The organism is Nocardiopsis valliformis DSM 45023, from assembly GCF_000340985.1.
In the GTDB taxonomy this organism is placed as follows: Bacteria; Actinomycetota; Actinomycetes; order Streptosporangiales; family Streptosporangiaceae; genus Nocardiopsis; species Nocardiopsis exhalans.
Window position 1 is genome coordinate 1 of record NZ_ANAZ01000024.1, and the last position, 25,584, is coordinate 25,584.

The 25,584-nt window shown below is 68.4% G+C and carries 20 protein-coding genes; 9 read left to right on the forward strand and 11 right to left on the reverse strand.

All coding sequences use genetic code 11. The features are described 5' to 3' along the window. Positions 1–986 precede the first annotated feature (986 nt). Entirely contained in the window at positions 987–1,892 is a 906-nt protein-coding gene (gene coaA, locus D457_RS0121185; RefSeq protein WP_017582680.1) for a type I pantothenate kinase, read from the reverse strand. Positions 1,893–2,223: 331 nt separating this feature from the next. Here coaA and glmS point away from each other — a divergent pair, with 331 nt between their 5' ends. Next, on the forward strand, positions 2,224–4,077 hold the full coding sequence (gene glmS / locus D457_RS0121190; protein WP_083926823.1) for a glutamine--fructose-6-phosphate transaminase (isomerizing): 1,854 nt from the start codon (positions 2,224–2,226) through the stop codon (positions 4,075–4,077). 118 nt (positions 4,078–4,195) lie between these two features. Here the strand turns inward: glmS and D457_RS0121195 are convergent, their stop codons facing one another. Both D457_RS0121195 and D457_RS0121200 read right to left on the reverse strand, forming a co-directional pair. Next, the gene (locus D457_RS0121195) at positions 4,196–4,555 is read right to left on the reverse strand and encodes an STAS domain-containing protein (RefSeq protein ID WP_017582682.1); all 360 of its coding nucleotides are present in this window, start codon (positions 4,553–4,555) and stop codon (positions 4,196–4,198) included. Positions 4,556–4,700: 145 nt separating this feature from the next. Continuing rightward, a complete protein-coding gene (locus D457_RS0121200) occupies positions 4,701–5,252 on the reverse strand; it encodes an ATP-binding protein (RefSeq protein WP_017582683.1) in 552 nt (183 codons plus the stop codon). A 315-nt stretch (positions 5,253–5,567) separates the two neighbouring features. On the opposite strand from D457_RS0121200, the gene D457_RS0121205 reads away from it, so the two are divergent. Further along, positions 5,568–6,470, forward strand: a complete 903-nt coding sequence (locus D457_RS0121205; protein WP_017582684.1) for a helix-turn-helix domain-containing protein — start codon at positions 5,568–5,570, stop codon at positions 6,468–6,470. A gap of 451 nt (positions 6,471–6,921) precedes the next feature. Beyond that, on the forward strand, positions 6,922–7,155 hold the full coding sequence (locus tag D457_RS0121210; RefSeq protein ID WP_017582685.1) for a DUF397 domain-containing protein: 234 nt from the start codon (positions 6,922–6,924) through the stop codon (positions 7,153–7,155). A 292-nt stretch (positions 7,156–7,447) separates the two neighbouring features. Here the strand turns inward: D457_RS0121210 and D457_RS0121215 are convergent, their stop codons facing one another. After that, a complete protein-coding gene (locus D457_RS0121215) occupies positions 7,448–8,791 on the reverse strand; it encodes a KamA family radical SAM protein (protein ID WP_017582686.1) in 1,344 nt (447 codons plus the stop codon). A gap of 455 nt (positions 8,792–9,246) precedes the next feature. Here D457_RS0121215 and plsX point away from each other — a divergent pair, with 455 nt between their 5' ends. Then, a complete protein-coding gene (plsX, locus tag D457_RS0121220) occupies positions 9,247–10,329 on the forward strand; it encodes a phosphate acyltransferase PlsX (protein ID WP_017582687.1) in 1,083 nt (360 codons plus the stop codon). A 181-nt stretch (positions 10,330–10,510) separates the two neighbouring features. Here plsX and D457_RS35410 read toward each other — a convergent pair whose 3' ends face one another. Next, entirely contained in the window at positions 10,511–11,617 is a 1,107-nt protein-coding gene (locus tag D457_RS35410) for an ice-binding family protein (protein ID WP_051072992.1), read from the reverse strand. A gap of 549 nt (positions 11,618–12,166) precedes the next feature. Next, on the reverse strand, positions 12,167–12,655 hold the full coding sequence (locus D457_RS0121230) for a protein-tyrosine phosphatase family protein (RefSeq protein ID WP_017582688.1): 489 nt from the start codon (positions 12,653–12,655) through the stop codon (positions 12,167–12,169). 96 nt (positions 12,656–12,751) lie between these two features. Between D457_RS0121230 and argS the strand changes: the two genes are divergently transcribed. Together argS and D457_RS0121240 are read left to right on the forward strand one after the other, a co-directional pair. Further along, positions 12,752–14,497: an arginine--tRNA ligase gene (argS, locus tag D457_RS0121235; protein WP_017582689.1), complete on the forward strand. Its 1,746-nt coding sequence runs from the start codon at positions 12,752–12,754 to the stop codon at positions 14,495–14,497. 333 nt (positions 14,498–14,830) lie between these two features. Next, entirely contained in the window at positions 14,831–15,436 is a 606-nt protein-coding gene (locus D457_RS0121240) for a YceI family protein (protein WP_017582690.1), read from the forward strand. Between the two features lie 99 nt (positions 15,437–15,535). Here the strand turns inward: D457_RS0121240 and D457_RS0121245 are convergent, their stop codons facing one another. Both D457_RS0121245 and D457_RS0121250 read right to left on the reverse strand, forming a co-directional pair. After that, positions 15,536–16,438, reverse strand: a complete 903-nt coding sequence (locus tag D457_RS0121245) for a ribokinase (RefSeq protein WP_026116876.1) — start codon at positions 16,436–16,438, stop codon at positions 15,536–15,538. Positions 16,439–16,543: 105 nt separating this feature from the next. Beyond that, positions 16,544–17,374: an exodeoxyribonuclease III gene (locus D457_RS0121250; protein WP_193374528.1), complete on the reverse strand. Its 831-nt coding sequence runs from the start codon at positions 17,372–17,374 to the stop codon at positions 16,544–16,546. A gap of 434 nt (positions 17,375–17,808) precedes the next feature. Between D457_RS0121250 and D457_RS0121255 the strand changes: the two genes are divergently transcribed. The 3 genes from D457_RS0121255 to D457_RS0121265 are packed head-to-tail and all read left to right on the forward strand — an operon-like array spanning position 17,809 to position 21,666. Then, the gene (locus tag D457_RS0121255) at positions 17,809–19,764 is read left to right on the forward strand and encodes an acyl-CoA dehydrogenase family protein (RefSeq protein ID WP_017582693.1); all 1,956 of its coding nucleotides are present in this window, start codon (positions 17,809–17,811) and stop codon (positions 19,762–19,764) included. Between the two features lie 56 nt (positions 19,765–19,820). Further along, the gene (locus D457_RS0121260; protein WP_017582694.1) at positions 19,821–21,059 is read left to right on the forward strand and encodes a winged helix-turn-helix domain-containing protein; all 1,239 of its coding nucleotides are present in this window, start codon (positions 19,821–19,823) and stop codon (positions 21,057–21,059) included. A gap of 52 nt (positions 21,060–21,111) precedes the next feature. Next, on the forward strand, positions 21,112–21,666 hold the full coding sequence (locus D457_RS0121265; protein ID WP_152514312.1) for a hypothetical protein: 555 nt from the start codon (positions 21,112–21,114) through the stop codon (positions 21,664–21,666). A gap of 10 nt (positions 21,667–21,676) precedes the next feature. On the opposite strand, the gene D457_RS36700 is transcribed toward D457_RS0121265, so the two are convergent. The 3 genes from D457_RS36700 to D457_RS0121280 form a co-directional block, all read right to left on the reverse strand. Further along, entirely contained in the window at positions 21,677–21,973 is a 297-nt protein-coding gene (locus D457_RS36700) for a hypothetical protein (RefSeq protein ID WP_017582696.1), read from the reverse strand. Positions 21,974–22,069: 96 nt separating this feature from the next. Next, a complete protein-coding gene (locus tag D457_RS0121275; RefSeq protein ID WP_017582697.1) occupies positions 22,070–23,212 on the reverse strand; it encodes an acetyl-CoA C-acetyltransferase in 1,143 nt (380 codons plus the stop codon). A gap of 106 nt (positions 23,213–23,318) precedes the next feature. Continuing rightward, positions 23,319–25,406 (reverse strand): MDR family MFS transporter, encoded by a 2,088-nt coding sequence (locus D457_RS0121280; RefSeq protein WP_017582698.1) that lies wholly within the window; start codon positions 25,404–25,406, stop codon positions 23,319–23,321. Between the last annotated feature and the right edge of the window lie 178 nt (positions 25,407–25,584).

The following is a 25,584-nucleotide window of genomic DNA, read 5'->3' on the forward strand; positions in this document are numbered from 1 at the left end:
CAAAGCACTCAGAAGTGGACATAACCCCGAAAACCACGAAACCCGAGAGCGCCGAACTTGCCTCTGGTAGCAAGATCACCGGGGATGAGGGGGTTTCGGAAGCAGCGGACAGCCCTCAGTGCGGGTTACGGACACCCTGGCTTCCCCATAGCCCGCACCACAGCGCTGAACCCCATCCTCGCCACCGCTATTGCGTCGGCGCGAGTGACCGGCCGCGACACGTGGCCCTGTCCGCGCAGAGGTGGGGAGCCTGTTGCCCTCGCTGCCGCTTTTCCGTCCGGGCGAGTGACCGGCCGCGACACGGCTAGGCGTTGGGCTCCGACCAGTGGAGGGCTCCGGCCGAAGGCCGCGCAGTTGGCCGTTGCTGTTGCTGTTGCCGTTGGGCCCTTTGGGCCTGTCGGGCCCCCCTTCGGGGGCCGTCTGCCACCCCGACCACACCTCCCCCGTTTCCCGACAGCCGCCAACCGCCGTCGCAGCGAAGCGGGTCAAGGTGGAGCGCCCCGATCCGGCGAAGCCGCGACGGCGACGACCTTGACGCGCGCAGCGGAGACGGCCACCATCAAGCGGCGGGAAACGGGGGAACCCCACACAACACCAGGGGGCAGCCGAACCGGAGCCCAGGGAGCAGCCCAGCCGGGGACACGCGAACCGGTTCACGCCGGTCCGCTGGTCCGCTGGTCCGCTGGTCCGCTGGTCCGCTGGTCTACCAGGCCGCCGATCCGCTGGTCCGCTGGTCCGTGCCGAAGGGGAGAGCGGGAGCCCCGCTGTTGTTGGCTGCTGTGGTTTGTTTTTGGGCATGCCGAAGCGGGCGGAACATGAAGATCCCCCTAATCGAGAAGAACACGCCAACCAGGGGCAGCGCGACCTTGGCTGGGGCGGCCTGTGGATAACTCCTCACACCCTCGCTCTGCAGCGAATGACCAGCCGCAACGTACTCGCCCCAGCCCCGCCCCCGACCCCGGGCCCGCTCGCGGAAGCGAGATGGGTCAGGTCTTGCGGAGGCGGACACGGCTGACCCGGTGGTCGTCGCCCTTGAAGAGGACCAGGGTGGCGCGGCCGCGGGTGGGGCGGATGTTCTCCACCAGGTTGACCTCGTTGATGGTGCGCCAGGTGTTGGCGGCGAACTCCAGGGCGTCGTTCTCCTCGATGGTGGTCGCCATGTGGTGGAAGTAGGAGCGGGGGTCGGAGAAGGCGGTGCGGCGGAGTTCGCGGAAGCGGTCGAGGTACCAGCTGCGGATGTTCTCGACCTTGGCGTCCACGTAGATGGAGTAGTCGAAGAAGTCGGCGACGGCCAGGCGACCGGCGGTGGCGGGCTGGAGGACGTTGATGCCCTCGACGATGAGGATGTCCGGGCGATGCACGGTCTGGCGTTCGCCGGGAACGACGTCGTAGTGCAGGTGGGAGTAGACGGGGATGTCCAGGCGGTCCGCCCCGGCCTTCATCTCGGAGACGAAGCGGACGAGCGCGCGGCGGTCGTAGCTCTCCGGGAATCCCTTGCGGCGCATGAGGCCGCGGGACTGGAGCACCGCGTTCGGGTAGAGGAAGTTGTCCGTACTGACCAGCTCGACGTCCGGGTGGTTGGGCCACTGGGCGAGCAGGGAGCGCAGTAGACGGGCCGTGGTGGACTTACCCACGGCGACGCTGCCCGCCACACCGATGATGAACGGCGAGGGCCGGTCGGACTCGCCGAGGAAGGCGCGCACCGCGGCGTGCCGCTGCTGGGTGGCGCCCACGTGCAGGTTGAGCAGCCGGGACAGGGGCAGGTAGATGTCGCGCACCTCCTCAAGGGAGGTGGGGTCGTTGGTACCCCGCAGGTCGCTGAGGTCGGCCTCGGTCAAGGACAGGGGCGTGGAGGACCGGAGGGCGGCCCAGGCCGCGCGGTCCAGTTCCACGTACGGCGAGGAGAAGCCGTTCTTCGTCGCGTGAGACACGGTTGACCACACTAGACGAGCCACTCCCCCACTCCGGGCAGCTGGTCCCCCCTTGTCCGACCTGGGACTGGAACGTGCCCGAAACCACACGTTCACCCCGCCGACGTGAAAGGTTTTTTGGCCAGGTTCGGACGGCCGGAACCAGTTCCACTCAGAGACCGGTCCACCCCTCCCACCTGCGTGGTCTACCTCCAATACACCAAATGGTCTATACCGTTACCTGCGAAAACGACCAGTGGTATGCACCACTGGTTGGTCGATTCCGGACATCTTTTCGCTTACGCTGGCGGCCATGTGCGGAATCGTTGGCTACGTCGGGCCGCAACCGGCGCTTGAGGTTGTCGTGGACGGCCTCGCAAGGTTGGAGTACCGCGGATATGACTCCGCGGGTGTCGCGGTGCTGGGTGAGGGAACCCTGCGCTCCGAGAAACGAGCGGGCAAGCTCGCCAACCTGCGCCAGGCCCTGGAAGAGCGCCCCATCGAGGGTGACGGTGCGGGGATCGGCCACACTCGTTGGGCCACGCACGGTGCGCCCAACGACGTGAACGCCCACCCCCACGTCGACAACGACAACCGGGTGGCGATCGTCCACAACGGCATCATCGAGAACTTCGCCTCCCTCCGTCTGGAGCTGGAGGAGCAGGGCTGCAAGTTCCTGTCCGAGACCGACACCGAGGTCGCCTCCCACCTGCTCAACAAGGAGCTGGAGCGGCGCGGCGACGGTGACCTCCCCGGGGCCATGCGCTCCGTGTGCAAGCGTCTTGAGGGTGCCTTCACGCTGGTCGCCATCTCCAACGACGACCCCGAGCTGGTCGTCGCGGCCCGCCGCAACTCCCCGCTGGTCGTCGGCCGCGGCGAGGGCGAGAACTTCCTGGCCAGCGACGTGGCGGCGTTCATCGCCCACACCCGCGAAGCGGTCGAGCTGGGCCAGGACCAGGTCGTGGAGCTGCGCGCCGACTCCGTGGTCGTCACCGACTACGACGGCAACCCCGTGGACGTGCACGAGTACCACGTCGACTGGGACGCCTCCGCTGCGGAGAAGGACGGCTTCGACTACTTCATGCTCAAGGAGATCGTCGAGCAGCCCAAGGCTGTCGCCGACACCCTCCTGGGCCGAGTCTCCGTGGACGGCCAGCTCACCCTGGACGAGATGCGGCTGACCCCCGCCGAGCTGCGGTCGGTTGAGAAGATCGTGATCATCGCGTGCGGCACGTCCTACCACGCGGGCCTGATCGCCAAGTACGCGATCGAGCACTGGTGCCGGATCCCCTGCGAGGTGGAGGTCGCCAGCGAGTTCCGCTACCGCGACCCGATCCTGGACCAGCAGACCCTGGTCATCGCCATCTCCCAGTCCGGCGAGAGCATGGACACCCTGATGGCGGTCCGCTACGCCCGCGAGCAGCGCGCCCGTGTGCTGGCGATCTGCAACGTCAACGGGTCCACCATCCCGCGTGAGTCCGACGGCGTGCTGTACACGCACGCCGGCCCGGAGGTCGGGGTGGCCGCCACCAAGACCTTCCTCACCCAGCTGGCCGCCTGCTACCTGATCGGCCTGTACCTGGCCCAGGTGCGCGGGATGAAGTTCGGCGACGAGATCAACGCCGTGATCGCGCAGCTGGCCACCATGCCCGAGCAGATCGAGAAGGTCCTGGACACGGTGGAGCCGGTCCGGGAGCTGGCCCGCTCGCTGGCCGACGCCGACACCGTGCTGTTCCTCGGCCGCCACGTGGGTTACCCGGTGGCGATGGAGGGTGCGCTCAAGCTCAAGGAGCTGGCGTACATGCACGCCGAGGCGTTCGCCGCCGGTGAGCTCAAGCACGGCCCGATCGCGCTGATCGAGGACGGTCTGCCGGTGGTCGTCGTGGTGCCCTCGCCCAAGGGCCGCAGCGTGCTGCACGACAAGATCGTGTCGAACATCCAGGAGGTGCGCGCCCGCGGCGCCCGCACCATCGTGATCGCCGAGGAGGGCGACGAGTCGGTGCGCCCGTACTCGGACGTGCTCATCGAGATCCCGGCGGTGCCGACCCTGCTGCAGCCGATCGTCTCGACGATCCCCATGCAGGTGTTCGCGTGCGAGCTGGCCCTGGCCAAGGGCAATGACGTCGACCAACCCCGCAACCTCGCCAAGAGCGTGACCGTGGAGTAGGTCGGGACACGTTCCCTCGGTGAGCGGGGCGTGCTGTGCGGGAGTCGAACCCCGGACCGCACGCCCCGTTCGCGTTCACGGAGCGCGCGGCCCTCGGTGGTGTCTGGTCCCAGTCGGCTCAGTGCATCGCGTGGGCGGTGTGGCTGGCGCGGGCCGTCTCGGCGTCGGCGTGGGTGGGTAGTAACCCGTGCAGGTCGAGGACGTCCAGGATCCGGCACAGCTGCCGAGGCGGGCTCGCGATCAGGAGGTGGTGCTGGGCTCCGGCGGCGACCCGGAGCGCGCCCACCAGGGCGTTGACCCCCGAAGCGTCGATGAAGTCCACCGCGCTCAGGTCGACGACCGTACAGTTCTCGACCACGGCCGAAGCCAGGCTGGCGTACACGCCCTCGGCGGTGGCGATGTCGATCTCGCCCTTCAGGTACACGACGGACACACCGTCGCACCGGAAGCGCTCCTGGTCCGGATCCAGTACGGCCACGCCTTACTCCCGTGTTCGGGGCCGGTGGTTTCTTACCGCCGTCGGTCAAATACCGACATGCATTGACAGCCTACTCGGCTTGCCAGGCGGGACCACTCTCCCGAAGCACTGGTGCTGTCCGTTCTCTGCGGGGCACGGGCCGCCGTCAGAACAGATCAGAACCGCACATCGCCCAGACGACCTTTCCCTCCTCCTCCAGGGGGTTCCAGCCCCATTCACGGCTGAAAGCCGAGATCAGCCCGAGCCCACGTCCGGACTCAGCGAAATGGTGTGCGTCGACCTGCACCGGGCCGTGCGGGCTGGGGTCGGCGACCATGCACACCACGGCGTCGTGCTCGGGCAGCGACCTGAGCTGGAGGGCAACCCGGGTCAACGCGGGGAGGTCGTCGGCGACCGCGTGCCGGCAGGCGTTCCCGACCAGTTCGGAGATGATCAGCCGCAGGTTCTCCGCCATGTCCGGCATGCCCCAGGCGGACAGGCTCGCGACACCAAACTCACGCGCCGACCGGACCGAGTCCGGCACCGCCCCGTAGGCGGCAGCCGCAGCGCCGGGGGTGCGCGCGCTCTCGCCGATCCCGAGCCGACCGAGCGACGGGTCCCACCACCCGCACCGTGTCCTTTCCGGGGCCCGCACACGGGAAGGGCGGTCCCAGGATGCCCCGGTGTCCAGCTCCGAGGGCATCAGCTCTGCGTTCATCACGGTCCTCACGGGTGATGTCGGTTCGCGCGTCCGGCGTCCGCCGCGCCCTGCCCCACGCACGTGTTCCTTACATACGCAAGCCACAGATGCACGTGCAGATCGACTTTCGCGCAACACTATAGGACGCTGTGTACCTTTCGGTAGGCCCCATGACGAAGAATTCGGACCCGATCTCCGGAGTTTGCCGACATGTCACTCGCGAGGGACCGAAAATCCGCGATCCGCCCTCTGCCGCGGAACAGCGACATCGGTATACTGAGCGGTCGCTCGCGCCAAAACCACTCCCAGGGAGGCGAAGTGGCAGCCGACCCAATGCCGAACCACCAGGTCACACAGGATTTTCTGGCCAATTCCAGTGGTGGTCCCACCGTGCTGCGCATTCTGCTCGGCACCCAGCTGCGGCGCCTGCGCCAGGAGAAGGGCATTTCCCGGGAGGACGCCGGATACGCGATCCGCGCCTCCCACGCCAAGATCAGCCGAATGGAGCTCGGCCAGGTCAGTTTCAAACACCGCGACGTGGACGACCTGCTGAAACTGTACGGCGTGGAGGAGCCTGAGCAGCGTGAGGCGCTGGTCGGGATGATCTCCAGCGCCAACGCCCAGGGGTGGTGGCACAAGTACGGTGACGTGTTGCCGCAGTGGTTCGGCGTCTACGTGGGCCTGGAGGAGGCCGCGGCGGTGATCCGGACCTTCGAGGTGCAGTTCGTACCCGGCCTGCTCCAGACCGAGGGGTACGCCCGCTCGGTCATCCAGCTCTCCCGCACCGCGACCTCCGAGGAGGACGTGACCAGTCGTGTGAACATGCGCATGCATCGGCAACGGCGTTTCACCCGGCCCGAGAGTGAGCCGCCGCGCCTGTGGGCGGTCATCGACGAGGCGGTCCTGCACCGCCCCTACGGGGACGCCGAAGTGATGCGTGAGCAGATCGAGCACCTTCTGGAGATGTCGCGCCGGCCCAACATCACGATCCAGATCGCGACGTTCGCCATGGGCGGCCACCCGGCCGCGGGCGGCCCCTTCAGCATCCTGCGGTTCCCCACGCCCCAGCTGCCCGACGTGGTCTACCTGGAGCAGCTGAACAGCGCGCTGTACTTCGACAAGTACGACGACACGAGCCGCTACGCGCAGACGATGGACCACCTCGCCACCCAGGCGCCACTGCCGAGCGCCACCACGGAGATCCTCGAGCGCTTCCGCAAGCACTACGGCGGCTGAGCAACCCTCCGGCCCGCCCCGCCCCACTCCGTCCCCCACACGATCCCCCCGGTTCGGTCAGGCCCGGACCACGCCCCCACCGCATACCCTGAGCGGCCCCGCGAACGCCCTGCGTACCCGCCGGGTCATTCTCATGTCCGCCTTCGGCCACGAGTGGGCAACAATCCTGGAACACCGAACCATCGAGGGATCCGGCACGTTAGGCGTGACATGCGGTTCCACCATCGCCCCGGCCACAGGTGACGTAGAGGCACTTACCGATGCAATCACGTATGCACGTGCATGCACTACGCTTTGGGCTCGCACGGGGACGAACGGACTGCCCCCGAAAGCCCGTCCGTCCTGGGACAGGGCGGACGGCGGTCAGGGTGGTCCGACCCTACGAGCACGGCGTGCCGGAGCCGCTGTGGACACCCCGCTCACGAGTCCCCGATGTTCCAGGAGGTTGAGGATGCACCCGATCTACAACGGCGTCCCCGCGGACCGGTTGAAGGTCGTATGGACCAAGAGCAGTTGGAGTAACCCGGACGGGAACTGCGTGGAGGTGGCGGAGCTCCCCGGCGGCGACATCGCCGTCCGCAATTCCCGGGACCCCGAGGGCCCCGCACTGGTCTACACGCCCGCGGAGATCAGGGCGTTCGTCCGCGGCGCCAAGACCGGCGAATTCGACGCACTCATCGACTGACCCGGCTCCCCGGATCCGACACCCCGGGATCCGGAACACGGACCCCACACCCCAGACCCTCCCCGAAATCCCCCACCCTGGGCACCTCTTCCCCCACCGGCAGACCAGCCCAGGAAACGTGTCCGCGCCGTCAGCCGCGCGGTCGACCCCGTCCCGCGGCGGCTGTGTTTCCGTCCACGACGCGGACACGAACGGAGCCCGGCACCTCCCAGGTGCCGGGCTCCGTGTGTTACCGCCGCACAGCCTCATTACCGCCTGCGTAGCCTGACTGTTCGGCTACCCCGCCAGCGCGCTAGAGGCGAGTGGGGTCGACCAGGCCGTTGGTGCCGATCGGGGCCTGCTCCCACGGGAAGTGAGTGGCGCCGAAGGCGGGCTTGAGGTCGAACAACCAGGCGGCCTTCTCGTCGTACTTGGCGAAGAAGGGCTTGCCGACCAGCTCCGGGTCGCGCGCTTGGATGAAGTGCAGAACGAAGACCTTCTCTCCCAAGATCTCCGTCACACCGTCCACGCACACCTTGCCCGGTGTCGCCGACATCGACGGGCCGCGCACGGTCCGGGCCAGGCCCGAGACCTTCGTGTAGGCACCGCGGAAGATGTCGTACGCCTCGGCCAGCGGCACCGCGAAGTAGTCCTGCGGGCCGGTGTCACGCTCGACGAACATGTAGTAGGGCACCATGCCGTGGCGCAGGTGCGTCCGCCACATGTCCTCCCACGTGGCCGAGTCGTCGTTGATCGTGCGGATCAGCGGGGCCTGGGTGCGGATGACCGCCCCCGTGGCGCGGATCCGGCGCACGGCCTCCTGCACGAGCTCGGGCTTCATCTCGTTCGGGTGCGAGAAGTGGGCCATGAACGCGAGGTTCTTGCCCGAAGCCACAACCTTCTCGAACAGGCGGAGCGTGTCGTCCGCGTCCGGGTCGGTGGTGAAGCGCTGCGGCCAGTAGGCCAGCGCCTTGGTCCCGATCCGGATCGCCTCGAGGTGCTCGATCTCCAGCAGCGGCTCGATGTAGCGGGAGATGACCCCCTCACCCATGATCATCGGGTCGCCACCGGTGAACAGGACACTGGTGACCTCGGGGTGCGAGCGCACGTACTCGACCATCTGGTCGATCTCACCGGACGCGAACTTCAGGTCGGCGTCGCCGACGAACTGCGCCCAGCGGAAACAGTAGGTGCAGTACGCGTGACACGTCTGCCCCTGCTTCGGGAAGAAGAGCACCGTCTCCTTGTACTTGTGCTGGATCCCCGGGATGGGCTCCTCGTTGCCCGAGGTGGGCACGTTGAGGTCCATCTGGCCGGCCGGGTGCGGGTTGAGCTTGGCCCGGACCTGGTTGGCGGCCTCGTTAAGCTCCTTGCGCCCGGCGCCCGAGCTGATCAGGTCGGCGATCCTGGCGACGTCGTCCTGCGGCAGCATGTCGGCCTGCGGGAAGACGAGGCGGTAGATCGGATCGTCCGGAGCGGCATCCCAGTCGATCAGCTCGTCGATGACGTAGCTGTTGACGCGGAACGGAAGCACATTGGCGACCGCCTTGACCGCGAGCTGCTCGTCGGCGGCGAGACCGGCTCGCGCTGTGAGCTCGTCGAGGTGTTTCGTCGTGTAGGCACGAAACCGACGTCCGGCGGACGGGGACTGTGCCACGTCTGGCGTAACGCTCACGCCTCTCCTCTCCTGCGGTTGAACAGGGGCCCTCCCTGGTGAAGGAGGGCAGCCCTGAACCGGTGGTTCCGGCATACGGGTACCGGGGAGACCACCGTGGGATGAAATTCGGTTATCAGCTGTGCTCGGAGTGTTGCCAGTGACCGAGCCAGCGAGCGGGTATACCCCGACTAGGGGATTTGTACCCACTCTGCGCAATATCCAGCCCTGACCTGGACATACTGGAAGTATCCTCGCATGGGTGCGCGAAGGTGCCGTCCGCAGGCGGAGCGAGGACGACCCGATAGCGTGTCACCACACCACCCGCACAGCCCCTGAGGGCGTGCTCACCCCTGCCGCGAAGCCGTGCTGGCACCCGTGGCACCGACCCGTGTCGAGCTGCGCGAACGGCACACACTACCCGCCCGCCGAACACCAACCGACCGTGTGAGGAAGCTGTGACTGGCACATCCGACGCGGACTCCCCGGTCCCGCGTACGTCACCGCCGATCATCGCGGTGGACGCCATGGGCGGAGACAACGCGCCCCGCGAGATCGTGCGCGGCGCCGTCATGGCCGTGCGCGAACTGGGCCTGCGGGTCCTGCTCGTAGGACGGCGGACCGAGATCGCCGCCATGCTCGCCGAGGAAGGCGCCCTGCGCGACATCCCGGTGGTGCACGCCGAGGACGACATCGCGATGCACGAGGGGGCGCTGGCCAGCTGGCGGCGGCCCCGCTCCAGCGCCGCGGTGGCCTGCCGGCTGATCCGCCGGGGCGACGCCCACGCCCTGGTGTCGGCGGGCTCCACCGGCGGGATCGTGGCCACCTCCACGGTGCGGCTGCGCACCCAGCCGGGTGTACTGCGCCCGGCTCTGGCGGTGACCCTTCCCACCGGACCGGTACCGACGATCATGGTGGACGCGGGGGCCAATGCCGACGCCAAGCCGGAGATGCTGGTCCAGTTCGCGCACCTGGGCTGCGCCTACTCGCAGACCGCCTTCGGGGTCGAACGGCCGCGCGTGGGCGTGCTCAACATCGGTTCGGAGCCGGGCAAGGGCAACAAGCTCATCCGCAGGGCCAGCGAGATGCTGGCCGCCCTGGCGGAGGGCTCGGAGACCATGGACTTCCGCGGCAACATCGAGGGCCACGACCTGTTCCGGGGGAAGGTCGACGTGGTGGTCACCGACGGCCACAGCGGCAACGTGGCACTCAAGACCATCGAGGGGACCGCGGCCTTCACCCTGAACGCCGTGAAGGAGGCGCTCACCTCCTCCACCATGGCCAAGGCGGGGACGATGCTCCAGCGCGGCGCCCTGCGCAAGCTCCAGGAGCGCTTCGACAGTGAGACCTACGGTGGCGCGGCCCTGCTGGGCCTCAACGGCACAGTCGTCATCGCCCACGGCGACAGCCATCCCGAGGGCATCGCGCACGCCTGCCGACTCGCCCACGACCTGTCCGGCGGCCGGATAGGCGAACAGATCCGCCGCCGGGTTCCGCACCGCTCCCCCCACTGGCTGCACCGGCGCACCGAAGACCGCTGACCCGGACTCCGATCTCGCTGGGTCGTCGACACGCACGAAACCGGCCGGCGGAGTCCGAACAGCTCTGGCCCGCCCCTCGTCCTACGAGGCGGGACGGGCCAGAGCGCGGATGCTACGAGGTCACTTCAGAGCACCAGACGCGCAATCAGTCGGGCACTGGCGAACCTCATCGCGTTCGTTGTCAACGAAGCGCGTAACCGCCGTATCCGTTGTCGCCATTGCCGTTCCCGTTATCCCCGTTGTCTCCGTTCCCGTTGCCGTTGTCGCCGTTGTCTCCGTTGCCGTTGTCCCCGTTGCCGTTGTCTCCGTTGCCGTTGTCCCCGTTCCCGTTCCCGTTGTCGCCGTTGCCGTTGTCCCCGTTCCCGTTCCCGTTGTCGCCGTTGCCGTTGTCCCCGTTCCCGTTGTCGCCGTTCCCGTTGTCCCCGTTCCCGTTCCCGTTGTCCCCGTTCCCGTTGTCGCCGTTCCCGTTCCCGTTGTCTCCGTTCCCGTTGTCCCCGTTCCCGTTCCCGTTGTCGCCGTTGCCGTTGTCCCCGTTGTCGCCGTTGCCGTTGTCACAGTCAGCGCGCTGGATGGTGTTGTTGTCGAGGGTGACTTCGCCTTCCCGAGCGAGAAGCCTTCCGTCCACTGTGGTCCCCGACTGCGCGGCGATCGACGTCAGGGCGAGAACGTTGCCCACGAACGTCGAGTTGGTGCCCAGCGTCGCGGAGCTCCCGACCTGCCAGAAGACGTTGCATGCCTGAGCCCCATTGATCAGCGAGACCCTGCTACCCGACGCGGTGATGAACGCGGATCCGACCTGGAAGATGAAGACGGCGTCGGGGTCGCCCTGAGCGTCGAGGGTGACGGTCCCGGTCAGCTCAAGCTGGGATGCGTGCCGGTAGACACCTTCGATATACGTCTGCCCGCCGATGTCGTCTGGCAGAGCGGTCGCCGGGGTCCGCCCCGCGGCGTCGTTGTAAGCGGTGGTCAGGTCGTTCTGCGCCTGGAGCGCCACGGCGCCCCCTTCATGGATCTCGCCGTTGACCTGATCCTGGGTGAGGCCTGTGATCGCGGTTCCCGGACTCACGCCCACATCTCCGGAGATCTGGGTGGATCCGGTGTTGGTGACGGTCTGGCCCGCCAGGACCGCGAACGAGTCAGCGCTGCCGAGACCAACAGGGGCCACCTGGGCTCGCGCGCTGTCCGGAGTGAGGGCGAGCACGCTCAGAACGAGCAGGAAAGCGAGTCCGGCCGCTGCCCAGTGGATCGGCAGGGATCGGTTGAGAGTTCGAGTGAGAACAGGCGCCATAGATAACCACGTACTCCTGATTCGGATACCGAAAAACAAGGATCGCGTGCTAATGCGGACACGATTCCCAATCGTGCCCTGGAAGAGGATCTACACAACCCTCCGAACGAATTTTCGAAGAGCGTGCCACTGCCCTCTTAGCCACGCACGCTACCCACAAGAACTCATAATTTCCACACCAAAAACGCTCGCAGGACAGCGACAGAAAAAAATTCTCTTCAAGAAATCCCGAAACAGGACCCAATCGCCCGATATAAAATAGTTACACACACCCCGGGGTGACCACTGACCCAAGTCCCGAACGCCACAAATCGGATCACCAAGGGTGCCGAAAACCAGCCTTCGGCGCCAGCTGAAGCAGAGGCCGGGATCGAGATATCTGAATTCCAGGAAATCGACTTCGAATCGCAAGGTGCGGCGAAAGAAGCCATCCCCGGCTACCCTTTCGGCCTTTAGAGACTCCCTCACCAACCGTCCAGGGCGTTCCAGGATCCTCGGCTGCCAGAGCGCAGCGGACCACCCGGCGTGCGTGCACAGGCTCCAACCGGGTCAGCGCCCGAAACGCCGCACGTAGCGCTCCTGCTCAGGGGTCTCCACCGCGTGCGGAGAGTAGTGCTCGCGCACGTAGGCCACGGCCTTCTCCGCCGGGACTCCGTCCAGCACCGCCAGGCAGGACAGCGCGGTCCCGGTGCGTCCGCGCCCGCCCAGGCAGGCCAGTTCCACCCGTTCCCGACCCGCCCGTTCCAGGGCCTCCCGGAAGCGGGACAGAGCCTCCGCGTCATCGGAGGGCAGCCCGAAGTCCTCCCAGGACACCCAGTGGTTGGTCCAGGTGAAGGTCGGCGGCGCGTGGTCCAGCAGGTACAGCCCGAACTCCGGGCGCGGGCCCTCCGGCAGCGGATAGCCCAGGCCCCGGCCGCGGACCAGCCGCCCCGAGGGCAGGCGCAGCACACCCGGAGCCTCCGGGTCCCACAGACCGCCCCGCGGCTCCGCCCACGACTCACTCTTCGGGTCATTCGGTTCACTCGTCCGGTGGTTCATGCGGGGAGCGTATCCAGCCCCCCACGCTCCACAGGGCCCGTGTGGCCTGTTTGACAACTGGCGGGAAGGGCATGCCCGGTCGGTAGGCTTAGGGGTATGGCCGACCCGCAGGAAGTACTCTCGCGACGGGTCCAGTCCGCCCTCGGCGCCGCTTTCGGCCCCGAGTTCGCCGACACCGACCCCGTCATCCGCCCGTCCCAGTTCGCTGACTACCAGGCGAACGCCGCACTCGCGCTCGCCAAGCGCCTGGGCCGAAAGCCCCGCGAGGTCTCCGCGGCGATCATGGAGCACCTCGACGTGTCCGACGTCTGCCGCGACGTCGAGGTCAGCGGGCCGGGCTTCATCAACCTCACGCTCCGCGAGGACTGGATCGCCGAGCAGACCCGTCAGCTCCTCGACGACCCCCGCGTAGGTGTGCCGCTCCAGGAGCGCCTGAACATCCCGCTCGACTACTCCGCGCCCAACGTGGCCAAGGAGATGCACGTCGGGCACCTGCGCACCACCGTGGTCGGCGATTCCCTGGCGCGGACCCTGGAGTTCCTGGGCCACAACGTCATCCGGCAGAACCACATCGGTGACTGGGGCACCCCCTTCGGCATGCTCATCGAGCACCTGCTGGAGGTCGGTGAGGAGTCCCCCGACGCCGACCTGCTCACCACCGACCCCAACGCCTTCTACCAGGCGGCCCGGACCAAGTTCGACTCCTCCGATGAGGGCGAGGACGAGTTCGCCGCCCGCGCGCGCCGCCGAGTGGTCGCCCTCCAGGGCGGCGACGAGGAGACCCTGCGCCTGTGGCGCAAGCTGGTGGGCCTGTCGAAGGTCTACTTCAACAAGGTCTACACCAAGCTCGGCGTCACCCTCACCGATGACGACCTCGCCGGGGAGAGCAGCTACAACGCGGTGCTCGCCGACGTCTGCGACGAGCTCGAGGCCAAGGGCATCGCCGAGGTCAGCGACGGCGCGCTGTGCGTGTTCCTCGAGGGCTTCACCGGCCGCGAGGACAAGCCGGTGCCGCTGATCATCCGCAAGAGTGACGGCGGTTACGGCTACGCCACCACGGACCTGGCGACCGTGCGCTACCGGGTGGACGACCTCAAGGCCGACCGCGTCCTGTACGTGGTCGGCGCCCCGCAAGCCATGCACTTCAAGATGGTGTGGGCCACCGCCCGCAAGGCCGGCTGGCTGCAGGACAGCGTCGAGACCACGCACGTGCAGATCGGCAACGTGTTGGGCCCGGACGGCAAGATCCTGCGTACCCGCAGCGGCCAGCCGGTCCGGCTCATGCAACTGCTGGACGAGGCGATCGAGCGGGCCGCGGCCGTGGTCGCGCAGAACCGCCCCGACCTCGACGCCGAGCAGCAGGCCGAGATCGCCTACAAGGTCGGCATCGGCGCGGTGAAGTACGCGGACCTGTCGGTCTCGCACGACACCGAGTACGTGTTCGACTTCGACCGCATGCTGGCGCTGACCGGCAACACGGGCCCGTACCTGCAGTACGCGCAGGCCCGGATCCGCTCCATCTTCCGCAAGGGCGGGGTGGACCCGCAGGCGATCGACGGGCAGATCACCGTGGCCGAGGGCGCCGAGCGCGACCTCGCGCTCAAGCTGCTGGGCTTCGGCGCGGTGGTGGAGCAGGTCGGCGACCACCTCCAGCCGCACCGCCTGTCCACGTACCTGTTCGAGCTGGCGCAGAACCTCACGGCGTTCTACGAGCACTGCCCGGTGCTGACCGCCGGGACCGAGGCCGAACGCGAGTCGCGGCTGGCGCTGGTCTCCGTGGCACTGCGCGTGCTGGTCCAAGGACTGGAGCTGCTCGGCGTGGAGTCACCCGAGTACATGTAGCCGTAGGTAGCGGTATCCAGAGCACACGAAGGAGGGTCGGAGCCCAGCGCCCTGGCCCTCCTTTCGTATGCGCGACTCGTGTGCGCGGAGGGCGGCCGGAACCCCGCTCCCCCGATGGCCGGAACCGGCCGTGGGCGGGGTCACCGAAGCACCTCGAACAGCCCACATAAATAAGCCGATTCGCCTTGCCAGGGGCGGTTTGAGCACCTTCGCGAAAAGCCCGAGTCGAATGTCTCGCCGCAGGTCAGGCCGGAACCCGGGGTTCCGGTGGGGCATCAGACCTAAAGTGTGTGGACGTTTGCCGCATACGGGACATAAAGGGAGTTTTCGCCTATGACATCCACCCACGCGGAGTTCGGCCCGGGCCCCGGTACCTGGCACCTCGACCCGTTGCACTCCAGCCTGATCTTCGTCGCCCACTACCTGCGGTTCGGCCGGGTTCAGGGCACCTTCGGCCAGGCCGAGGGGCAGGTCCGGGTGGCCGAAGACCCCACCCGGTCCTCGGTATCCATCGCGATCGACGCCACCAGCGTCAACACCGGGGTCAACGCGCGCGATGCGCACCTGCGCTCCCCCGACTTCCTGGACGTGCAGCAGCACCCGCAGATCCGCTTCACCTCCACCGGTTTAGAGCAGACCAGACGGCACAACTCCTTCCGCCTGCACGGCGACCTCGAGATCCACGGCAAGCAGGTCCCGGTCAGCCTGAGTTCGGAGTGGGTGGGTGACGCCCCCGACCTCGGCTCCCCCGACGACACCCACGGACACTACTTCTCCGCCACCACCCGGATCAGCCTGTCCGACTTCGGAGTCGGCGACGGCGGATCGACGCCCTGGGGCGGGCGGATCGTGGGCGACACTGTGGACATCGTGCTGGAGGTGCGCCTGCAGAACCAGGATCCCGCGCCCTTCCTCAAACAGATCGGGCACACCTCCTGACCGCACGGGCCAGGGCATGTGCCCGATCCTCCGGTCCGTCGGCAGGGCCACTGACGGGGATCACCGGCACGGCCACCTCAACCGCTGAGTACAACCGCATCAGCCCTTGAGCAGAGCCTCGACCTCGTCCCGCGAGGCCATCGAGGAGCTGGCTCCGTGCCGTCCCACGGAGATCGCGGCCGCCGCCGCGGCGAACTCCATCGCCTCCCGCGCCGACCGGCCCTCCGCCCGGGCCACCGCGAACGAACCGCAGAACGTGTCCCCGGCCGCGGTCGTGTCCACCGCTTCTACCCGGAGCGCCGGAACATGCACCGGCTCCTCACCGCGGCGCCCGTACAACGAGCCGCCCTCGCCCAGTGTCAGCAGCACCTCGGGCACCCTCTCCAGCAGCGCCGCCAGGGCGGCGTACGGCTCGGTGTGCCCGGTGATCGCCGCGGCCTCGTGCTGGTTGGGCACCAGGACGTCCACGTTCTCCAGCAGCTCCTCCGGGAGCTCGCGCGCGGGGGCAGGCGTCAGGTAAACCGGGACGCCCAGCCCGCGGCCCAGGCGGGCCCCGGCGACCACCGCGTCCATGGGCAGCTCCAGCTGGAGCAGCAGCGCCGCGGACCCGGCCACCAGCGCCTCGTCGCCCTCGGAGACCCCGGCCTCGCCGTTCGCTCCGGGGACAACGATGATGCGGTTGCCGCCGTGGCCGTCCACGACGATGTGCGCGACCCCGGACACCCCGGGGACCGTGCGCAGCCCGGAGACGTCGATCCCGCCGGCCACCAGGTTGTCGCGCAGTTCGGTGCCGAAGGCGTCGTCGCCGACCGCGCCGAGGAAGGTCACGTCGGCCCCGGCCCGCGCGGCCGCCACCGCCTGGTTGGCGCCCTTGCCGCCGGGAACCTGCCGGAAGTCGGTGCCGGTGACGGTCTCGCCGCCGCCGGGCACCTCGTCCACGTAGGCCACCAGGTCCATGTTGACGCTGCCGAATACGGCGAGGCGCGGTGCTGCGGAGCTCACTTCGTTACTCACTTCGCTGTTCACTGCTCGGGGTTTCCCGGGTTTTCGACCGGGTCACGAGTCGGGTTCGCTCGGCCCTTGGGCCGGGTCACTTCTTAGGCCGGGTCACTTCTTGGTTTGGGGCCGGTCGACCGGCTGGCTGTCGGCACCGTCGAGGGCAACGATGACCGGGGCGTGGTCGGAGGCGCCCTTGCCCTTACGCTCCTCGCGGTCGATGCTCGCTCCGGTCACCCGGGCCCGCAGCGCGGGCGAGGCGAGCACGAAGTCGATGCGCATGCCCTTGCGCTTGGGGAAGGCCAGCCCCTTGTAGTCCCAGTACGTGTACACGCCGGGTCCGGGGGTGTAGTCGCGCACGACCTCGGAAAAGCCCGCGTCCACCAGCTCGGCGAAGGCGGCCCGCTCGGGTTCGGTGACGTGGGTCAGCCCTTCGAAGGCGGCCATGTCCCACACGTCGTCGTCCTGTGGAGCGATGTTGAAGTCGCCGACGTAGGCGATCTGCGCTTCGGGGACCTCGGCCAGGCGTGCGGCGCCCGCCTCGCGCAGGGCCTCCAGCCAGCGGAGCTTGTAGGCGTAGTGGGGGTGGTCGACCTCGCGGCCGTTGGGCACGTACAGGCTCCACACCTGGACGCCGCCGCAGGTGGCTGCGATGGCGCGGGCCTCGCGCTCCTCCGGGTCACCGAAGCCGGGCTGCCCGGGGAAGCCGATCCGGACGTCCTCCAGCCCCACCCGCGAGGCGATCGCGACCCCGTTCCACTGGGAGAGCCCGTGGTGGGCGACCTCGTACCCGCGGTCGGTGAAAACCGACTCGGGGAACTGGTGGTCGCGGGCCTTGGTCTCCTGCATGGCGAGGACGTCGACGTCGCTCCGGTCCAACCAGTCGCCGATCCGCTCGGCCCTGGCGCGGCTGCTGTTCACATTCCATGTCGCGATACGCACAGCCAAAGGCTAGAGGATCGCGGCGACGAGCTGGTCGGACCTGGAGCAACACACCGGTGGACCACCGAACACACGGGGTGAACAGGTGTGGACACATGAAGAAGCCCCGGTGCGGCCGTCCTCCGCACCGGGGCTTGGGCGACTCCCGGCACATGCTCGGTTGGTTTCCGTCGCGCCCCGTTGGACGGCCAACCCATGCAAACGGTTCGCATTGCGCGCAAGGTTTTTGCCCCAAAGCGGGCAGAAAGTTACCTCCAGGCCCATGAACTGGGACTTTGCCGCGCCGGGAGACCGCACCGACCAGGCAGGCAGGAGGCGCCAGGCACGAAGAGTCCACCAGCTCCTCGGCGCGCCCGAGAGTCAGATCCACCAACCCAGGGTAGGCCTGTGACTCAGACCACATCGACCTTTCCCTCAGTGAGGTGAGCACGCCCATGTCGACGGTCGAACCCCAATCCGGCGCCCGACCCGGGGCCAACCAACCCGAGGTCGACGAGCGCAAGGCTCGTCAGGTGGCCGAACAGGCCCGCGAGAGCGGTTGGAGCCAGCCCAGTTTCGCCAAGGAGCTGTACCTGGGCCGCCTGCGCCTGGACCTGGTCCACCCCTTCCCCCGTCCCGACGAACCCGCGCGCCAGCGCGGTGAGGCGTTCCTCGCCAAGCTCAGGGACGTGTGCGAGGACATCGACCCCCAGCGGATCGAACGCGAGGAACGTATCCCCGACGAGACCATCGCGGCCCTGCGCGACGTCGGCGCGTTCGGGATGAAGATCTCCAGCGAGTACGGCGGGCTCGGCCTCACGCAGGTGTACTACAACCGTGCACTGATGCTGGTCGGCTCCGTCTCCCCCGCGATCGGCGCCCTGCTCTCGGCACACCAGTCCATCGGCGTCCCGCAACCGGTCTCCATGTTCGGCACCGACGCGCAGAAGCGGGAGTTCCTGCCCCGCTGCGCCGGGGGTGCGATCAGCGCCTTCCTGCTCACCGAACCCGACGTCGGCAGCGACCCGGCGCGGCTGCACGCCACGGCCACGCCCACCGAGGACGGCTCGGAGTACGTGCTGGACGGGGTCAAGCTGTGGACCACCAACGGTGTGGTGGCCGAACTCCTCGTGGTGATGGCGCGCGTGCCCGAGAGCCCCGGCCACCGCGGCGGCATCACGGCGTTCGTCGTCGAGGGCGGTTCCCCCGGCATCACCGTGGAGCACCGCAACCGCTTCATGGGGCTCAAGGGGCTGGAGAACGGCGTCACCCGCCTGCACCAGGTGCGGGTGCCCGCCGCCAACCGGATCGGCAAGGAGGGACACGGGCTGCGCATCGCCCTGGCCACCCTCAATACCGGCCGCCTGTCCCTGCCCGCCATGTGCGCGAGCGCGGGCAAGTGGGCCACCAAGGTCGCCCGAGAGTGGGCGCGCGAACGCGTCCAGTGGGGCCGCCCGGTCGGCAAGCACGAGGAGGTGGCCAAGAAGCTGTCCTTCATCGCCGCCACCACCTACGCCATGGAGGCCATGCTGGACCTGTCCAGTCAGATGGCCGACGACAAGCGCCACGACATCCGCATCGAGGCGGCCATCGCCAAGCTGTGGGCCTCGGAGATGGCGTACACGATCGCCGACGAACTCGTCCAGGTCCGCGGCGGTCGCGGTTTCGAGACCGCCGACTCCCTGGCCGCGCGCGGTGAGCGCGGAGTGCCCGCCGAACAGATGCTCCGCGACCTACGCATCAACAGAATCTTCGAGGGAAGTTCGGAGATCATGCATCTCCTGATCGCCCGTGAGGCGGTGGACGCGCACCTGTCCGTGGCCGGAGACATCATCGACCCCGAAGCCGACCGCTCCGACAAGGCACGGGCGCTGGCCAGGGCGAGCGGGTTCTACGCCAAGTGGCTACCAACCCTGGTGGTCGGCCAGGGCCAGGTGCCGTCGGCCTTCGTGGAGTTCGGTCCGCTCGCCGCCCACCTGCGTTTCGTGGAGCGCACCTCGCGCAAGCTGGCCCGGTCCACGTTCTACGCGATGTCGCTCTGGCAGGGGAAGATGGAGGTCAAGCAGGGCTTCCTGGGGCGCGTGGTGGACATCGGCGCCGAACTGTTCGCGATGACCGCCGTCATCGTGCGCGCCCAGGCCGACGCGGACGCCCACCCCGATCGCGGCACCACCCCGCAGGAGCTGGCCGACGTGTTCTGCCACCAGGCCCGGCTGCGGATCCACACCCTCTTCGAAGGGCTGTGGTCCAATACCGACGACCTGGACGGCAAGCTCGCCCGCCGCCTGATGAACGACTCCTACACCTGGCTGGAGGAGGGCGTGCTCGACCCGTCCCTGCCGGGGCCGCTGATCGCCCCGGCCGCGCCCGGCCCGTCCAAGGAGGAGAACCAGCACCGCCGCATGGGCTGAGCCCTCACGACGGACGCGCTCCGAAAAATGTCGTCGGCGGGGGCTACGGTGGCCAGATGGCTGCACCGCACCCCCGCCGCGACGCGGAGTTCTCCCTGTCCCAGGCCCGCCGGATCGCCCTGGCCGCCCAGGGTTTCCAGGACCCCAGACCCACCGGCGAAGCCACCCTCACCCACCTGGCCCGGGTCGTGCGCCGGGTGGGGCTGCTCCAGATCGACAGCGTGAACGTGCTGGCCCGCAGCCAGTACCTCCCGGTGTTCGCCCGCCTGGGCGGCTATTCCCCCGCCCTGCTGGACCGGGCCACCACCACCGCCGCGGGCGCCAGCCCGGCCCGGCTGGTCGAGTGCTGGGCGCACGAGGCGAGCCTGGTTCCGCCCGCCACCCACCGCCTCATGCGGCACCGGATGGAGCGCAACCGCGCCCAGGAACGTGTGGGGTGGATGAACGGCGTCCGCGAGAACAGCCCCGAGCTGGTCAAGGCGGCGTACGAGGAGGTGGCCCGGATCGGCCCGGCCACCGCCCGCGAGGTGGAGGCCGCCCTGGCCCACGACCTGCCCCGGGCCAAGGACCACTGGGGCTGGAACTGGTCCGAGGTCAAGAAGTGCCTGGAGTACCTGTTCTGGATCGGCGACCTCACCTCCAATGGCCGCAACACCCAGTTCGAACGCCGCTACGACCTACCCGAACGCGTCCTGCCCGCCGATGTCCACGCTCTGCCCCACCCCTCACCGGAAGAGGCCCACCGGGAGCTGGTGGCCATCGCCGCCCGCGCCCACGGGATCGCCACCGAACCCGACCTGCGCGACTACTTCCGGCTCAAGGGCACCGAGTCCCGCGCCGCCATCGGTGACCTCGTGGACTCCGGCGAACTCGTTCCGGTCACCGTGCGCGGCTGGAACCACCCGGCCTACCTGCACAAGGACGCCCGCATCCCCCGCAAGGTGGACGCCCGCGCCCTACTGAGCCCTTTCGACTCCCTGGTCTGGACGCGCGACCGCGCCGAGGAGCTGTTCGGCTTCCGGTACCGCCTGGAGATCTACGTGCTCGCTGCCAAACGCGTGCACGGCTACTACGTGCTGCCGTTCCTGCTCGGCGAGGACCTGGTCGCCCGGGTCGACCTCAAGGCGGACCGCGCCTCGGGCACCCTGCTCGCCCGCCAGATCACCCTGGAGGAGGACGCTCCCACCGACACCATGCCCGAGTTGGTGGAACAGCTGAAGGAGATGGCTGCCTGGCTCGGCCTGGAGAACGGCATCGGCGGCGAGGGCCTCAGTCCCCCGGTACCGATTCGGTGACTGTCCGTGGCTTCTGGCAGGATCACTTGCCATGCCCAAAACCCCCGATTTGATGACAAAAACGGCAGCACTCGCCGGAGCTGCCACCCTGCTCGCAATTACTGGCTGCGCCCAGGACAACAGGGAGTACATCCAGTTCCCGGCCGACAGCGGCCTCGCCTGGTCCCTGCCCGAAGAGGCCCAGGACTGGGTAACCGACCCGGAGGAGTGGGAGAGGTGGGCCGACTTCACGAATGATTCCTGCCGAATCACCTTCCACTACAAGGAAGACGTGGCCACTTCACCCCGGTACATCACCCCGGAGAGCAGCTCTCGGGACCAGACCGCCCTCGCCGGCTCCCAGCTCGGCGACAGTGTCGCCGGGGCCGACATCAACACGATCGATCCGATCGAGATCGCAGTTGATGGCGAGGAAGAGGAGACCGTCGAGTTCCACACCACGGAAGTCGTCGGCGAGAAAAGCGACGTGGGGGTCCGGGCCGGCAGCTACTGGCACGGTGACGATGAGCTGCAGTTCCTGTACCGCTGTTCCTTCAGCGATTCCTGGAGCGAAGGCGAAGAGGACATGTACACCCTGCTGGAGGACATGCGGGTGATCCTCCCCTGACCCGGGCGCCTCACTCCCCTCGGGTGAGGTCCATGATCTCGTCGGTGGTCATCCCCGTGTTGCTCTTCCCCCGCAGCCGTTGCACCAGACGGCTTCCGTGCGAGGCGTCGCTGTCCGGCGAGTTCAACAGCCCGGCCTCGGCGAGGCGGGCGCGGAGCTCCTGGTCTTCGTCAGCGCTCGGCTCGGCTCCGACGGCCACCCGCACTACCCAGGTCACGTACTCGTTGAGGCTGAGGCCACGACGGTCGGCTGAGCACCGCATGCGTGACATCAGCTGGTCGTCGAGCTCCAGCGTGAGCTCTTCCATGGGGCCATCCTAGGTAAACCCGCTGGTCCGGGGGCGTGAAACGACGAATGGGCCGCGCACCTGGTCGGTGCGCGGCCCGTCGTTCGGCGACTGGGGTCAGACGCGTTCGATGATGGTGACGTTGGCCTGGCCGCCGCCCTCGCACATGGTCTGGAGGCCGTAGCGGCCGCCGGTGCGGTGGAGCTCGTTGACCAGCTTGGTCATCAGGATGGAGCCGGTCGCGCCCAGCGGGTGGCCCAGGGCGATGGCGCCACCGTTCGGGTTGACCTTGGCCGGGTCGGCGCCGAGCTCGTCGATCCACGACATCGGGACCGGGGCGAAGGCCTCGTTGATCTCGGTGACGTCGATGTCGTCGATGCTCAAGCCCGCCTTCTCCAGGGCGATCTTGGTCGCCGGGATGGGGGCGGTGAGCATGTAGACCGGGTCGTCGCCGACCAGCGACAGCTGGACGATGCGGGCGAGCGGGGTCAGGTTGTGCTGCTCCACGGCCTTCTCGGAGGCGATGAGCAGCGCACCAGCACCCACGGAGATCTGGCTGGCGATCGCGGCGGTGAGCTCCCAGCCCTCGCGCAGCGGCTTGAGCCCGGCCATCTTCTCCATGGTGGTGTCCGGGCGGATTCCCTCGTCCTTGCCGACCCCGGCGATCGGGGCGATCTGGGAGTCGAAGTAACCGGCCTCCTGCGCGGCGGCGGCGCGCTTGTGGCTCTCCAGCGCGAACTCCTCCAGCTGTTCGCGCTTGTAGCCCCACTTCTCACACATGAGCTGGGCGCCGCGGAACTGAGAGATCTCCTGGAAGCCGTAGCGCTCGATCCAGCCCTCGCCGTACAGCGGAAGGTTGTTGTCGATGGCGAACTGGACGTTGGCGCCCATGGGGACCATGCCCATGTTCTCCACTCCGGTCGCCACGACCAGGTCCTGGGTGCCAGACATGACGCCCTGGGCGGCGAAGTGGATGGACTGCTGCGAGGAGCCGCACTGGCGGTCGATGGTGACACCGGGGACGGTCTCGGGCAGACCGGCGGACAGCCACGCGGTGCGGGCCAGGTCAAGGGCCTGCGGACCGGCCTGGCTGACCACGCCCATGATGACGTCCTCGACCGCGGCTGGGTCGACACCGGTGCGCTCGACCAGCTCCTTGAGGACGTGCGCGCCCAGGTCCGCCGGGTGCACGGCGGCCAGGGCACCCTTCTTCGTGCCGACGGGGGTGCGTACCGCACCGACAATGTAGGCCTCAGCCACTGGATCCTCCAAGGGGCGTGAATGGTGACGTCCTGATGAACCGAACTGTATTCGGTTTTGGGTTCCTGGCAAGACCCCGCCCCCGTTTTCACATCTCCCCAGCAGGTCAGCGCCCTTCAGAACCACGCTCGTGGTCGCGCGCGTGGTCGTGCTCGTTGTCGTGCTCGTTGTCGTGCTCGTTGTCGTGCGGCCACCCGGCGTCGCTGTCGTCACCCAGGGTGATACCGGTGACCCGCTCCAGGACCTCGACGACGTCCGGGTGCTCGTCCGGCCCGAAGTCGGAGAGCAGCGAACGCAGTGCCGTCCGCTGCGACTCGTACAGGTCGCGCACGGCGTCCTCGCCCCGCCAGTTGAGCTCCCACGGATCGTCCTCGCCGGTCAGGTAACCCGCGTCCAGTAGCTCCCGGTGGACGTCCGACCAGCGGGAGGCGTCCAGCCCGGACATCGTGGACAGCTCGGCCACGCTCATCGGCCCCCGGACCCCGATGTGGCTGAGCGCCCAGCAGGCCTCCGTGGAGACCTCCAGCCCGGCCGCCTCGCGCAGCCGCCCGTACATCGTCTCGGCGCCCTCGGCCCCGCAGGCCTGGTAGACCTCGAGCTCCACCTGGGCCATGGCGCTGCGGCTGGGCGCGGCCACCGGGGCCACCGTCTCGTCCAGGTCCGGGGTTCGGATCGTGGTGCGCAGCCGTTCCTGGCGTAGGAACAGCGCCAGCACGAACCCGACGACGGCGATCGGGACCGCCCACAGGAACACCATGTCGATGGCGTCGGCGTAGGCCTCCAGGAAGCTCGCCTGGACCTGCGGGGGCAACCGGTCGATGACGCTCGGGTCGCTCTCCAGCGAGCTCGCGTCCACCCCCGCGGGCAGGTCGATCTGCCCGGCCCGGGCGGCCAGGTTCGAGGCGAGCTGCCCGGCGAAGACCGCGCCGAACACCGCCGTGCCAAAGGATCCGCCGATGGAGCGAAAGAAGGTCGCCGAGGAGGTCGCCACACCCAGGTCGTCGTAGGAGGCGGCATTCTGCACCACCAGGACCACCACCTGCATCACCAGGCCCAGACCGGCGCCCAACACGAAGAAGTAGACCCCCATTTCCACCAGCGAGCTGTCCGGGCCCATGCCCGACATCAGGAAGAGACCGATCGCGGTGAGCGCCATCCCCACCACCGGATAGATCTTGTAGCGGCCGGTCCGGGTGACCAGGCGGCCGCTGCTGATGGAGGTGATGAGCATGCCCAGCACCATCGGGAGCAGGTGCAGCCCCGAAGCGGTCGGCGAGAGCCCGTGGACGACCTGCAGGAACAGCGGCAGGAACGCCATCGACCCCATCATCGCGAAGCCCACACAGAAGCCGATGGACATGGCCACCACGATGGTCGGGTTGCGGAACAGGCTGAGCGGCATCACCGGGTCGCTCGCTCGGCGGGCGGTGAGCCACCAACTCACGCCCAGGCCCACACCGGCCACCGCCAGAACGATGATCTGCCAGGACAGCCAGGCGTAGACGCTGCCGCCCCAGGAGGCCACCAGGGTGAGGCAGACGGCAGTGGCGGCGAGCAGGACAATGCCCGCGTAGTCGATATTTTGGCGGCCGACCGGGGCGTTGCGGGGCAGCACGGCCAGGACGGTGACGAAGGCGAGCAGCCCCAGCGGAATGTTCACGTAGAACACCCACCGCCAGGACAGGTGGTCCACGAACAGCCCGCCCAGCAGCGGCCCGGCCACGCTGGAGACGCCGAAGACCGCGCCGAACAGCCCCTGGTACTTACCGCGTTCCCGGGGTGAGACGACGTCGCCGATGATCGCCGAGGCCAGCACCATGAGACCACCGCCGCCGATCCCCTGGAGCCCTCTGGCCAGGACCAGCTGAAGCATGTCCTGCGCCATCCCGCACAGCACCGACCCCAGCAGGAAGATCGCGATGCACCACAGGAACAGCTGCTTGCGGCCGAACTGGTCGCCGAGCTTGCCCCAGAGCGGGGTGCTGGCGGTGACGGCCAGCAGGTAGGCGGTGATCACCCAGGACAGGTGGTTCAGACCGCCGAGGTCGGAGACGATCGTCGGCAGGGCGGTGGAGACGATGGTCTGGTCCAGCGCCGAGAGCAGCACGGCAAGCATCAGGGCGGTCATGATCAGCGCGATCCGACCGCCGCCCTGTTCACTCCGTTCACGCTGTTCGGCGGTGCTCTGGGACATCGAATCGCCTCCCGGGGTGCGGGCCGCCCGACTCTGCGCAGCCCTCCTGCTTCCACGGCTGCTTCCACGACCCTGCTCCGGCCACCCTAGGAACCAGACTCCGCCAAACCAGCAGGAACCGCCCGAGCGGCCAGGAACTTTGCCCCGGCTTGCCCCCCGCTCTTCAAAACCGAATGTG